Genomic DNA, 13,589 nt, shown 5'->3' with positions numbered 1-13,589 from the left:
TTTTGCGTTTGTAGTTCGTGTTGTTGAGAAAAAATAAAAACAAACAGGGCCCCTCCGCTGCAGAGGGCCCTATTTAATCTGTTTAATCTTTTTTATTCTTTATTTCTTAGTCGTTATTTCTTAATTCTCAAATTCTTAAATCTTAATTCTCAAATCTTAAATCTTAAATTACAGTTTAGACTTCATTTTTGTACATCCTGCCTCTATCTATTGCTGCACTTTCTCGCGATCTTTCCCTTTATCCGATTCACCCGCATTTTTGTTGGCGGCATCGCGATCCTTCTGCATCTCCTCAACGGTTTTCACTTTGAGACGTGCAGCACCTTCATATTCCTTCGTAGGAATCAGGTTGCCTGCAGCCAGTCTTGCTTCTGCCGCAGCAATGGCGTCACCATATTGCGGCAACCATTCGGCTTGAGCGACCAGCATCTCGTCGACCATTTGCCAGATCTCTTTTGGATTACATACCGCACCCACGAGTGGGTCCATCATGAACGCCTGACGCAATAGTTTGTCGTCACCATGTACCGCAGCTTCAACCGCAAGCCGTTGTACGGAAATGCTCACGTTACACACGGCAGCCGGGCCGAGCGGCAGGTCGCCTACATGTGGCATCGAAATGCCGTTACGGTCCACATATCCCGGTGCTTCGATAATCGCATCATCAGGCAGATTGGAGATCACACCGTTATTGACGGTATTGAAGTGTCCGCGGTATACACGTCCCGTTTCCAGCCCTTCTATAATGTAGGAACCATGTTCTCCGCCTCGTTTTTCCGGGGCAAATTGCATCGGTTCATCCTTCATCCAGTTCGGGAAATCAGTCTCAAACCAATTTCTGCCCTCTGTACACACACGCAGATACCCGCCCGTCTCGCCGTTAATCCAGCTGTCCAGATCAATCCAGTCCTTGATCTCTTCCGGACGTTTGCGGTACCAAGGTACATATTCACTAAGGTGACCATTCGATTCCGTACTGTAATAACCAAATCGGCGCAGCATATCAATCCGCACTTTCTCGGTACGGCTATACTCTGGATGTTTCTCGAAGGCTTCGAGCAAATCACCCGTAAGGTCTTTCCCTTCATGGGATGCCTTGATGTACCAGGTCTGATGATTAATTCCTGCACATACGATATCCACTTCATTCATTTTCAGTCCAAATGCTTCCGCAATCTGGTGATGACCATGCTGTACCCCGTGACATAGTCCAATCGTGCGAACACCGCCATACTTGTTGCAGGCCCATGTCAGCATAGCCATTGGGTTGGAATAATTGAGGAGCAGCACATCCGGTGCGCTTTGCTCACGAATATCCTTACAGATGTCGAGCATCTCAGCAATTCCGCGCTGGCCGTACATAATCCCACCTGCACACAACGTATCGCCGACACATTGATCCACCCCATATTTGAGCGGAATATCCACATCGGTTGCAAAAGCTTCCAACCCGCCCACACGGATTGTACACAGTACATACTTCGCGTCCTTGAGCGCTTCTCTACGGTCCGTTGTCGGCTGAATCTGAATATTCAGTCCATTCTCGCGAATATCGCGCTGACACAGCTCGGTAACCATGTCCAGATTGTGCTGATTGATATCACAGAACGCAATCTCAATATTGTTGAATTCAGGTACCGCGAGCAAATCACGCAGCAACCCCCGTGTAAATCCGATACTGCCCGCCCCGATAAATGCCACTTTAAACGACATGCACAGTTCCTCCCGTAATCCGAGTATATTCGCCCCGGTTAATGTTCTCACTTCATGAAATCATTGTAGCAACGGGTTGTAAGGAAGCGTTATCAAAATCATGACCTCTTCACAGCGAGGTTGTCAAAAATCCTCACTTTTGTGTCCTAAGATCATCAAGCCTATCCTGCTCAGATAAAAACAGAGTATCTATCCCCCTATTATTCCAGTGGATAATGACTGACATGTCGCTCCATCGCGGAACGGAATTCAACCGGAGTTCGGCCTGTATATTTCTTGAATAACATATGAAAATATTGTCTGCTCCCCACGCCCACGTAATCGGAAATTTCGGAGATTGGAATATTAGTCTGCTGCAGCAGCATCTTCGCCTTTTCCATTCGCAGCATCGTGAGATAATCGGTGGGCGTGCGCTGCGTGTGCTGGCGAAAAATACGGTGCAAATAGCCTGGATGCAGATTCACCGCTGCTGCGATATCCTTCATTTGAATATTACGATCCATATTGTGATGCATGAATTCAATCGTCCGTTTGACGTACAGCTCCGTCTGATCCAGCGCACTCCGGTTGATTTCCCCGCGAAGTCGTGCAACCCGAACCAGCAGTTGGATAAACAGCGTGCGTACCAACGTACCTTGCTCAGGCGACTTCAAATCACGTGCTTCGCGATGATGCGAGCGTTCCTCCGACGGTATAACTCGCATGGGTGCAGATGGTCGTCCCTGCTCCATCAGTCCACGCTGATCCAGCTCCAGCACCAGGCTTTTCATAATGTGGTACACCTCTTCGGGATCAGGCAAAACCAGATAAGGCGAGGCTTGTGTTAGAAAATCATGGACTTCCTCCTCTTCCAGCGCGAGCTGGCGAATAGAAGGCTGGCCTGGCTCCGAGCTGGCAACTCCAAACTCCACATTCAGCATGCGGCACGGTACCCCATCCTTCACCAGCAGACGGTGCGGAACCCCCGCGTCCAGCAGAATGAACTGCCCTTTTTTCAATACTGCCTGTTCTGAGCTGCCATCCGGCATCTGTACATCGACCCTGCACATTCCCGAAATAATGTACATGATCTCTGTGGAATCATGATCGTGATAGGACATCTGGTAGTTGTCCCATTGCTTGTAATAATACGCGTAGAAACGCGGTCCATAGTCCTCCAAGCGCAGTTTCTCCTGAAACAGACTGCCTGTCGAATGTTTTGCTTCCAATGCCTGCACCTCCGTTGCTGCAACGATCCTCACTTTTCTCCATTGTAGCAAGTCTCGGCGATGTATTTCACCTATGCAAAAGAAAAATCATTGCGATCATAAATTAGATAATCGTATAATTAGTTATAAATCTAATTTATTTTCATCTAATCTATAAGTAGGAGGTCTGGAGACCATGAAAACTACATTTTTACTTGTGAGGCATGCATTAAAAGAAAAGCGCATCGGTGATGTTCCCCTCACATCCGAGGGAGTAGTACAAGCTGAGTCAACGGCACTTCATTTGGCTAATGTACCTGTCACCAAAATCATTGCAAGCCCACTTCGAAGAGCGATCAATACTGCGGCGCATATTGCTCTCAGAACAAAAATTACAGTGACAGAAGACCCGCGTCTGCGGGAACGCGCCAACTGGGGTGACTTGCCTGAACAAACAATAGAAGAATTCATTGCCATGTGGGACCGAACCACAATTGATCCTGGCTACCTTCCACCCGTAGGTGATTCAGCCAAGCAGGCTGGGGAACGTTTAGCCTCTTTCCTAACCGAATTGGCGAATTCAGAGCCACCAGATAGCTATATCGTTATCGTTACTCATGGCGGGTTAATTACGGATTTTCTGGTAAACACATTTTCAGAGCAAGAGCTTAACGTCTGGCATCCTGATTTTATAGCCATGCAAAGTCAACTGATTCCCGAATGCTCCATCACCACATTGATCCATGAGAACGGGATATACATCATTCAAGATTTTGCATCTGTAGAACATTTGAAATGATGATGCTGTCTGTTTCGGTTTAGATATATCAAAAAAAGCCCCGGGTAACCCTCCATACGCCTAAACGTACCCGAGGTTACTCCAGAGCTTCGCTGCATTACTATAGTAAACAACTTCTATAAAAAAATAATACTTTTGGAATTACGCCCTCGGAATTACGCTTTTGAATTTACGTTTTCAAATGGCATCCCCAGTATCACGATGAATCACCATGTTGGTATTGCGTTCTCAACGCCTAACCTGCCGATGCTCTGCGTGTTGAACTACTTATCACCTATTACTTCTCACTTCTCACTTTTCACCCTTACCCGACTTGGGCGTGTGGAACTTGGGCAGCGTAACCTTCGACCAGTCGATATCGGATGCCATGTAGAAGGATGGGTAGGACGGCTGATTGTATCCACTGTTCTGCCCGGCAATGCCGACACGATACATCGCATCGTGCATCAGCGTGTACAGTTTACGATCGGTCTTCTCGGTGCTCAGGTAGATGCGGATCGCCGAGCTGTCCTCAGTTCTCACCAGCATTTCTTCCCGCCAGTCCCCGAAGATATCCGCTACGAGAGATGGCGTACCTTTGGTATAATTGTTGGTCAACGTGCCGGTCGCGGTCAACAGCGTACCCCGATTCCAATCTTTAATCGTAGGCGTGACATTGATGGCACCGTCTACGATCTGTGTTGTCATATCGGCGGCCCATCGTATATTCATATTTGTGCCAGGGGCTTTATCGCTTATTTTCTCACCGCTGGCTGTCCACAATCCTACCGCCCATGTCTCCAACCCGCGGCGGGTCGGGTCCACATCACCGATCATGCCGCGTCCAGTGTCTTTGCCCGTATATCCGCCATAGATCACTTCCCCAGTCTTCGCATCCCGCAGGGAGTATCCGTATGGCGCCCAAGGACCACCCTCATGCACCATGAAGATCTCCAGCCCCGGACGATCCGGATCAATATCCGCTACATGAAGCGCATCCCCGTGGCCCAGACGTGCGATCGTTCCCGGAGCAGCACTCTCCGCAGGCATCAGGTCCTTGGAGCTGTAGAGCACACTGCCATCATGATCAATCGTGGCCGAGCCGTACACAATCTCCTGTTTACCGTCTCCATCCACATCAGCCACACTGAAATAGTGCGCGCCTTGCGTTGTAATGGAGCCATACACCGGGTCTGTACCGTCCACCCCATGCGGACCGTCATTGAACGGGTTCTTCATGGGTGTCCATCCACTGTCCACTTTCCATTCACGCTTGAGCTTTTTGCCATCCCAGTTATAGGTGACCATGGTGGAACGTGTGTAGTACCCGCGTGCAAAGATCGCAGACGGTTTCTTCCCGTCCAGATATGCCACGCCTGCCAGAAAACGATCTACCCGGTTGCCTGGTTCAATACGCGCCATTGCGTAATCGCCCCACATCAACCCATCATCCTGCCGTCCCGGCTCATAAGGAATGGTCTCCAGCTCTTTGCCCGACTCTCCTTCGAACACCGTTACATACTCAGGTCCATCCACGATAAAACCTTCGAACTTGCGCAGCTCATTCTTGTCACTGCGGCTTGGTGCATACACATCGATGAAGTAATCGGCCAAACTCTCAGCATCCTTCTGAGACAATGGATAGTTATACTTTTTGGCAATCCCAAAAGCTTCCTCCAACGTAGCAGGCCAGTTGCCTTTCACGACCTCTTCATGTTTATGCCAGTTCTTGAACATATCCACGACATGATCATAGTAGCCTTCTGCACTTAACCGGTAATCATCTTCGTTGGAGTATCCTGCCTTGCGATCCTGCTTCGGAAGGGTGATGTATTTCTCGGAAGTGACCTTTCCTTTTTTGTTATATTTGATTATCTTGGTTCCCGGTGCGGTCTTGAACATCAGCTCAGCCTTGCCATCCCCGTCAAAATCATAAACGAGCATCTGTGTATAATGAGCACCCGAACGGATATTAACCCCGAGATCGATCCGGTACAACAATTGTCCGTCCAGCGTGTAACAATCCACGTACGTTTTACCGGTGTAGCCTTTTTGCGAGACATCCTTGGAGTTGGAAGGGTCCCATTTTACAAAAAACTCATACTGTCCGTCCCCGTCCACATCGCCCACACTCATGTCATTCGCAGAATACGAGTAGGCTTCTCCGACAGGCGTCACACCATCGGCCGGTTTTTGCAAAGGAATATCGACGTAGCCGTTCGCCCAAGGTTTGACGGATGCACTGCGCTTGCTCTCCTTGCCCTTCTTGCTTACCGCTGCCACTTCATAACGGGACGATGATTTGCCTGCGGAATCAACATAGTTAGTGCTGTCGGTAACCGTCGCAATCTTCTTGCCATCCCGATATACGTTGAAATCCGTGCCTGTCAGACCTTTATCGCTATACCCTGTGGCCTCGTCACCAAGCAATCTCCAACTAAGAAAAACACCCTCCGAAGTAGACGCCGCAACCAGACCGCGATCAAGATACTCAAGCTGAATGTCTTTCAAAGAACTCCCTCCCTTATGTGACTGCACGCTGGCCTCAGCCGTGCTGTTATCACTGGAAGCTGCTGCTCCGCTCGCACCCGCTGTTCCCGCAACGAGCATAGCAACGCTTAGTGCCGAAGACAGCATTTTGGCTGCAAGCGGCATACGTACCTTCCTGCGATTGGAGTCCATACCTGAAACCGATCCTTTATGTATCGGCGCTGTTGTTTTGGATTTCATCGACCTTCACTCTCCTTGAGACAGAATGGGTGATGCTTATGGCTGTGCTTGGATCGTGGCGACATCCGTCAATCTATACAGACGTTCATATTCTTCAAATTTCACTGAATGCGCTTACAAAAATATAAAAGAAAGATCTCCCGCCTCAACTGAATTTCTTGACTCCGTCCCCCTTCCATTCCATCTCCATCAGAGCAGCTTCATGCTACCCATCGGGTATTATTATAGACATCCTACCTGCCGCGACATAGGCAAATATCCGTCCAAAACGATCAATATTCAGTGTTTTTAGAAGACATTTTAGGAAATCAAACCAACGAACAATTCAGTCTCAAGGCTGATTCAGGCTCACCGCCAATTCTTTTGGAACGAATCTCACACACCCTATTGGGGCGTAAAACTCCAACGATGAATTCTAACGAACCTCAGTAACCTTATTCGGACCAAAACGGGGCTATGCGAGTCAAACTCCACCCAAATTCACTAAATAGCGTGTCTAGAATTCGTTAGAATTTCCAACTTAACCAAATCACCTATATAGCCTTCGCTCTGTTCGTTATAAAAGAAAAAGGGCTGTCGCCACAGATCATTTCCATGATCAGAGGACAGCCCTGCTTCATACGTCCGCTTACGCATCCCTAATTTCGGATCTTCAAGCGGCTCTTAAACACTTCCATCAGCGAACTTCATTTTTCACAACCGAACCAACTGTATAACATTCCTTTTAAGGCTCAATGCCCCAGACCAGAGTATCGCCTTTGTAAAGGGTCACCTTGTTCCAATCCTGATAGGATGTTTTGGTTGGATCGAAGGAGTAATCATTACTCTCGTCAAAGTTGGACCAGTCTGTTTTGTACATCCGAAGCTGGATGTCTCCAGTCTGTCCACCAGCCTGAATGCTGCCAGCGCCAGATGTGAAACTCAGTTCCACATAGGAGTCGGTGAATGTGCGCTGGATGTTGGCTCCACCAACTTGAGCGTAATCGATAGCAGAATCCATTGCAGCAGAGCCTTCTTTGGAGAAGTAATACCGGATCTTCAAGTCACTCAGATTCACAGCGGTGCTGCCCAGGTTTTTGATGTTGAAATACGGTTTGATCTGGCTATCCAGAGCATTGGTATCTCCCGCACGATATTGCAGAACCAGATCACTGGTCGGAACAACTACACTTTGCGGTGTTGCAGAAGCTGCCGCAGAATTGGCACTTTCCCCGGCAGCGTTCACGGCACTAACCACATAATGATAGGTCGTTCCATTGGTCAGACCTGTATTCGTGTAGGATGTGCCGCTCACGCCAGCAGCAACCGTAGTGAAGGGACCCGATGCACTCAACGCTCGTTTCACGTTATAACCTGTCGCTCCTGCCGAAGCCGCCCAGGACAAGCTGATTTGAGCATTGCCTGCCGTAGCTGTCAGCGCTGTTGGTGCGGCAGGAGCAGTCGCGCCTGCAACCGGCACAGCACTTTTTACAGTCGAGTTTGCACTTTCACCCACGGCATTCACGGCGCTAACCACATAATAGTAGGTTGTCCCGTTGGTCAAGCCTGTATTGGCATACGATGTGCCGCTCACATTGGCAGCAACGGTTGTGAATGGACCAGAAGCACTCAGCGCCCGCTTCACGTTATAGCTCGTCGCTCCTGCGGAAGCCGTCCAGCTCAGTGATACCTGTGCATTGCCTGCTGTCGCAGTCAATGCTGCCGGAGCCGCTGGAGCCGTCGTTTCGCCACCTCCATTATTGCTGGCCGGAAGAACAGGGAATGCATTTTGCACCAGCATGACGAATTGATCATGGAACCAGTGGCCAGACACCGGAGCGTTAGGCAGCGCACCCGTCAACACACCATCACGAGTTGTAAACGTAGGATCACACATCCGGTCAAAGCCCTTGCCTTCGTTGTTCGGAATTTCCGAGCTGGAGCCATCAGACTCCCCTGGAGGTTTGACCCACACATATGCATCCAGATGGGCTGGTCCTGGTGCTGCCTTCGGTGCTTCACCTATGCCTGCTCCACTGGCATTACACCAGTTCCCCCGATGCTCCCGGCGATCTACACGTCCGGAATTCACATAATCGTTGATGTTGCTGCCCGTAGCCGATGCAGGACGGTTAACCCCGCCCCAACCATTCCGGCTGGTATCAATCAGGAAACCTGTGCTGCTTGGCCAGCCAGCTTGTACGAAATCGGCATACAGCGCAGCGGTGAAATCGGTTTCGTCAAAATAAGGATTCCACTCATAGAACTTGGCGGATTTAATCGGTTGTCCACCGATATTGAGATCCGGGTTGGACAGGTTCGGCTCTCCCAGCGGTGTCGTGTTCGCTGTATTCGTAATGAAGCCATCCGCACTGTTCAGACCTGCAGCTGTCCCTTGCACAACACTTGTATACAGCGCGACTGCTGCAGAACGGTTGTTATCCCACCCAAGCCAGCCGGAGTGGCCGATATCCAGATAGTTGTACACATTCGGAATGGCGTGCAGCTTGTCCAGTGCATACTTCACACCCGCCTCATAGATACCTGTTGAACTGGCTTGGCCACAAGCTGGTGTACTCAGGTTGGTCACAAGGTTAGGCAGACTGTCCGGTTCAATGACTGCAATAATGCGAATATCTTGATACTTCGGATCTGCGAAGATATCTGCGATCACATCAATATAATCCGTTTTATACGTCTGCAGGGCCGCCTGTGTTAGTGGAAGTTCACCATTGGAGGCCAGTGCATGACAATCCCGCCCAGGCAAGTTGTAAATAACGAATGAAGCGGTAATGGGAGTACCTGCCTTCTTTTGCGCCAAGGCGGCATCCAGATGCTGCTCCACACTTTTGCGTCCGGCATTGTCTGTTCCACCATTAATGGCGGCAATACGGTCGATCCAGACTGCTGTTGGATAGGATTTGACCGTTTCCATCTTGGCTTTTAGCGCTGCATCACTGGTGAGAGCGATGGACGTATCTACGAGAGCGGAATAATCCTGGTTTAAATACGATGTAGCTCCGACAAACGGATTATCCACATGGGCTTCAGCCGCCTGAGTTACTCCTGGAGCCATGCCCGGGAAAATCCCTGCCGCTAGCAGCGTTGCTGCCAGCATTTGTTTTACACTTCTGCGAAGCACCTTTCCGCCTTTCGATAAGGTTTTCGATCTTGTCATTAGGGTACCACCTTTCATGTAATTGGATTGGGTATATACTCATGTCTGATCCTCTGTGTCGGCAAGATGCTATGCACGGTAGAGAACGTATAGATGAGCTGTAGGAACTTCACCTCCATGAATGTAGTTCAATTGGGACAAGCTAGGTCAACAACAATAAGGTGTGAAACAAGAAACAGAAATGATGGTGTCTTACACTGAGGTTAAGTGACAAAGCAAGGGGGTAACATCTGTAGGTATGTGCGGGTGATCTTCGGTGAACGGCTTTCAAGGCATTGCTCAGACTTTAATAAAGTAAGCGCTTACTTATGAGGTTTTAAAAAAAGGCTTACCCTCGATACAAACCTCACATCGCGTGTCCACCTCCTTATGAATCGATTATACTCCATGTAAATATTACTGTAAATTGAATTTATTAAAATTTATTATATTTAATTCCATAAATCATGCAGGAATTCCGATATGTCCCTCCCCAAGCCAGAAAAAAGGCCCATCACGGGCTGATCCCCCGTAATGAGCTATTTCACATGGCATATTCTCATGCTCTCTTTTTATGGAAGCACCACAATATCTCCCGGTTTCAAACCGTTCAGTACTTCGGTCTTGTCATCTGTCTCGATGCCTGTTTGAATACTCTGCTGTGCATACTGCCCGTTGCCCTGATCCAGCATTACATATGCCGTATCCTGATCTCGCATGACCGCCAGCGTGGGAACGACCGTCGCTTTCTCCTTGCGCAGCGTTTCAATCTTGCCTTCCAGACTTAATCCACCGATCAGCTTGGCGTTTGGCTTCAAATCAATGACAATATCGAATTGGGAAGGCTGCTTCAGATCTGTTTCCGTTCCCTTTTTGGCAAACCTGGCGATTTTGCTGACCTTTCCGGTTAACGGAACCTCCTTATTGCCCGTCATATGTACGCTTACAGGCATGCCTGTTTGGATTTTGAATAGCTCCTGCTCGCTAATGGTCGCCACAAATTGTAGTTTGCCCGTGTCCACAATGGTACCCACATACTGACCTTCGCCCACCATCCGTGTCTTCGTCTCCGTATCGTTCATCAGAAATACACCGGATACCGGGGCGTACACGGTCGATAAACCAATCACCGCTTTCTTGGCCTGAACCTCCTGCTCCTTTACAGCGATGGATTCCTTGTTCATTTCGTTGGTCAGTCGTTTGGTTTCCCGCTCGGCGAAGGCTTTCTTCCGTTCTTCCTCGGTAACCCCCAATTGCTCGGGACCTTCACCCTGAGTAAGACCAATCTCATTCAGTTGAGCTTCCAGCCTCGATTTCTCAATATCGGTCTCCAACTGCTGCACTTCCGTCTGCAATGCTTTCGAATCAAGCGAGAACATGACGGCTCCCTTGTGAATGGGCTCCCCGTTCTCCACATTCCACTGCTTTATTTTCGAGGCAAAAGGAGCGTAGACATCCGTCTGTTTGGCATAGGCCGACTTGCCTTTGACCTGAATTTCCTGCGTAATCGTCTCCTGTGTGACTTCAAATGTAATAGGCTGCGGGGCCTCGATGGGCGCTTCGGGTACCGGTTTATATTGCTGGTACAGAAAGTATCCAGCGCCTGCGAGAAGTCCGATCATGATGATTCTCTTTATCCATTTGCTTATTGCCGAGTTCTTCATTGCCGTATGTCCCTTCATTGAATCTGTCTGTTGATTCTGTCTGTTCAATCCCTAAACTTTGCTTCCCCTGTATCTCTGTTTTATTTATGCCGATTTAATCACCTGCAACGCATTCGTACGTGAGGCGCTAATCGCTGGATAGATTCCCGAGAGTACTCCGGTTAACACCGCAAACGCTATACCAGCAGGCAGGGCCGACGTCTGAATAATTACTTGAAGAGGTGTACTTGCCTCCATCGAAATTTGCCCTTGGAGCAGTCCATTGACCCCCTGGATGGCTCCGTAAGCGATGAAGACACCCACAATGCCGCCCAACACTCCAAGTACAGCAGCTTCAGTAATGAACATCTGTCTGATCTGCCACAGATTAGCTCCCAGCACCTTCATGACGCCAATTTGTTTGCGGCGCTGATGCGTGGACATGATCATTGCAACGATAATGGACAGCGAAGCCAGCAGCATGACGAATATGCCAATGCCCATAGCAGCCTTCTGATACATGCCGAGCTGCTCCTTCATCGCCTGCTCCTGATACAGATTGCTGTCTGTCATCAGTGTCAGCTTCTTAATCTGCGCCTGCACCTGTGCCACATACTTTTTGTCCTCCACCTTCACGAGCGCCGAGTTCAACCGTCCTGCTGCGGCGGCCTGTGCCTGACTGCTCTGGAACTGTTCGGCGAGCATCCGTGCGGTTTCGAGGGAAACATAGACCTTTTTGTCATACATGGCATTGTTCTCACTCATGCCGGCAGGCACCTTCAGTACACCCGTCACTCGCAAAGGCGAACTTGTTTTGGCTTTGGACGAATCATTCATGTCCTGATATTTCAGGTTAAACTGTGCCTGAAACAGCTCGGTTTGGGTAGACATCAACGTCATATACTGCTGTAGAAACTCGTCATTAAACGAATCCTCCATGAGCTTGTTGTTCAGTTCGCGTATCACCTCGGCGTCTACAAGCCCGAAGGTTGCACCGTAATTCACAATAGCGGCTCCGCTGATCCCCGATGCCCCGCCTTTGTCAAAACGGTAGCCAAAACGACTCAATGATCCAAGCTCTGTACCGATGACTTCCACATTGGAGCTTTTGCCATCCAATGTAGACATCTCCAGCATATCCAGCTTCAGCATCGGAGCAACGGCGACAACATGCGGAAGGCTGGCAATAATATCGATTTTTCGAGCCGTTAGCGCTCCTCGTTCGAAGGTGGGCGTCTGCCCATTGCTTCCGCCCGAACCGATTCCCTCATTGGGAGACACCGTAATCTCATCCATTTTGTAATTCTCGTTTAACGTTTTCTCACCATAGACCTGTACCGACTGCCCCACGCTTAATGCAATAATCATGGCCGCACAGCCGATGGACAGACCAATCATGCACAGTAGAGTAACCACCTTCCTGCGCACAATCTGTCCCCATGACATTCGCAACACATCCAGAACTCTCACAACCGCTCTCCTTGCTCTATTGCCTTGGACGGGCCACTTTCCACCAAGCATCCGTCCTGCAATGTAATGACAACCTGCATCTGCTCCGCCACTTCAGCCTCATGCGTGACAATAACGAATGTTGTATGCATCTCCCGATTCAGCTGTTGCAAAATGGAAATAATCTCTTCCTCCGTTCGTGTATCCAGATTCCCGGTAGGCTCGTCCGCGAATATGACGGACGGCTCCGTAATCAGTGAACGCGCAATGCTGACACGCTGCTGCTGCCCTCCCGATAGCTGGGAAGGGAATAATTCGGACTTGTCGACAAGGCCAACCTGTTCCAGCAGGTGCATCGCCTTTTGCTTACGCTGTGATGGGCGAGTGCCCTGAAATACGAGCGGCAGCTCCACATTTTCCCGAATGGTCAGGTTCGCCAGCAGCTCATACGCCTGAAAAATAAAGCCAATATGTGTCCGGCGAAATTCCGCCAGTCGGTTCTCACTCATACGTACAATATCCTGATCTGCAATAAGGATCTGGCCTGTGTCGGGCTTCATCAGACCTGCCATCAGATGCAATAACGTCGACTTTCCTGAACCGGAGCTTCCCAGCAGTGCAACCATCTTACCCTTACCCACGGATATGTTAATGTCCTGCAATACGGGAACAGTCCCTTGTGCATTGCGGAACGTGTGTGATACCTGTTCAACTCGCAGCATGAATCCGGCTTCCTCTCTCATCGATGTAATAGAGGTAATTATAGCCATCAGATGTATCGGTCCAATCTGGACTTGTATCCAATTTGTAAAATCAGTCTTCAACCAAATTGAATCAAATGGAGATCTGGGGATTTATGAAAATGCCCGCATAACAAAGAGCCCTATGGGTTCAGTCCTTAACATAGCGACTTCATTCCATAGGACCCTAGTATCTGAGCATTCCATATTCAC

General features: G+C 49.2%; 8 protein-coding genes. 1 reads left to right on the top strand and 7 read right to left on the bottom strand.

Features of this window, described 5'->3' with window-relative positions; genetic code table 11:
* Positions 1–207 precede the first annotated feature (207 nt).
* Positions 208–1,713, bottom strand: a complete 1,506-nt coding sequence (locus BMY78_RS00905) for an alpha-glucosidase/alpha-galactosidase (protein ID WP_090893767.1) — start codon at positions 1,711–1,713, stop codon at positions 208–210.
* Positions 1,714–1,913: 200 nt separating this feature from the next.
* Positions 1,914–2,921, bottom strand: a complete 1,008-nt coding sequence (locus BMY78_RS00900; RefSeq protein WP_090893765.1) for an AraC family transcriptional regulator — start codon at positions 2,919–2,921, stop codon at positions 1,914–1,916.
* Between the two features lie 175 nt (positions 2,922–3,096).
* Here BMY78_RS00900 and BMY78_RS00895 point away from each other — a divergent pair, with 175 nt between their 5' ends.
* Positions 3,097–3,699, top strand: coding sequence for a histidine phosphatase family protein (locus BMY78_RS00895; protein WP_090893763.1), 603 nt, complete (start codon positions 3,097–3,099; stop codon positions 3,697–3,699).
* A gap of 291 nt (positions 3,700–3,990) precedes the next feature.
* On the opposite strand, the gene BMY78_RS00890 is transcribed toward BMY78_RS00895, so the two are convergent.
* From BMY78_RS00890 to BMY78_RS00870, 5 genes are all read right to left on the bottom strand, one after another.
* Complete coding sequence (locus BMY78_RS00890; protein ID WP_090901824.1) at positions 3,991–6,333, bottom strand: rhamnogalacturonan lyase; 2,343 nt, start codon at positions 6,331–6,333, stop codon at positions 3,991–3,993.
* A gap of 799 nt (positions 6,334–7,132) precedes the next feature.
* On the bottom strand, positions 7,133–9,565 hold the full coding sequence (locus tag BMY78_RS00885) for a glycoside hydrolase family 6 protein (RefSeq protein WP_090893761.1): 2,433 nt from the start codon (positions 9,563–9,565) through the stop codon (positions 7,133–7,135).
* A gap of 551 nt (positions 9,566–10,116) precedes the next feature.
* Complete coding sequence (locus BMY78_RS00880; RefSeq protein ID WP_177185621.1) at positions 10,117–11,166, bottom strand: efflux RND transporter periplasmic adaptor subunit; 1,050 nt, start codon at positions 11,164–11,166, stop codon at positions 10,117–10,119.
* Between the two features lie 126 nt (positions 11,167–11,292).
* Positions 11,293–12,657, bottom strand: coding sequence for an ABC transporter permease (locus BMY78_RS00875; RefSeq protein ID WP_090893757.1), 1,365 nt, complete (start codon positions 12,655–12,657; stop codon positions 11,293–11,295).
* The gene (locus BMY78_RS00870; RefSeq protein ID WP_090893755.1) at positions 12,654–13,358 is read right to left on the bottom strand and encodes an ABC transporter ATP-binding protein; all 705 of its coding nucleotides are present in this window, start codon (positions 13,356–13,358) and stop codon (positions 12,654–12,656) included. The genes BMY78_RS00875 and BMY78_RS00870 overlap by 4 nt, the downstream gene beginning before the upstream one ends.
* Positions 13,359–13,589: the final 231 nt, after the last annotated feature.

The sequence above is a fragment of the Paenibacillus sp. OK076 genome, from assembly GCF_900110055.1.
Lineage (GTDB): Bacteria > Bacillota > Bacilli > Paenibacillales > Paenibacillaceae > Paenibacillus.
The sequence above is the reverse complement of the archived record's forward strand: the minus strand, read 5'-3'. Positions and strand labels throughout refer to the sequence as shown.

Excerpts from the sequence above, each read along its gene's own strand:
- BMY78_RS00905 (WP_090893767.1), bottom strand. The coding sequence starts at position 1,713 with ATGTCGTTTAAAGTGGCATTTATCGGGGCGGGCAGTATCGGATTTACA.
- BMY78_RS00880 (WP_177185621.1), bottom strand. The coding sequence starts at position 11,166 with ATGATCGGACTTCTCGCAGGCGCTGGATACTTTCTGTACCAGCAATAT.
- BMY78_RS00890 (WP_090901824.1), bottom strand. The coding sequence starts at position 6,333 with ATGCCGCTTGCAGCCAAAATGCTGTCTTCGGCACTAAGCGTTGCTATG.
- BMY78_RS00870 (WP_090893755.1), bottom strand. The coding sequence starts at position 13,358 with ATGCTGCGAGTTGAACAGGTATCACACACGTTCCGCAATGCACAAGGG.
- BMY78_RS00885 (WP_090893761.1), bottom strand. The coding sequence starts at position 9,565 with ATGACAAGATCGAAAACCTTATCGAAAGGCGGAAAGGTGCTTCGCAGA.
- BMY78_RS00895 (WP_090893763.1), top strand. The coding sequence starts at position 3,097 with ATGAAAACTACATTTTTACTTGTGAGGCATGCATTAAAAGAAAAGCGC.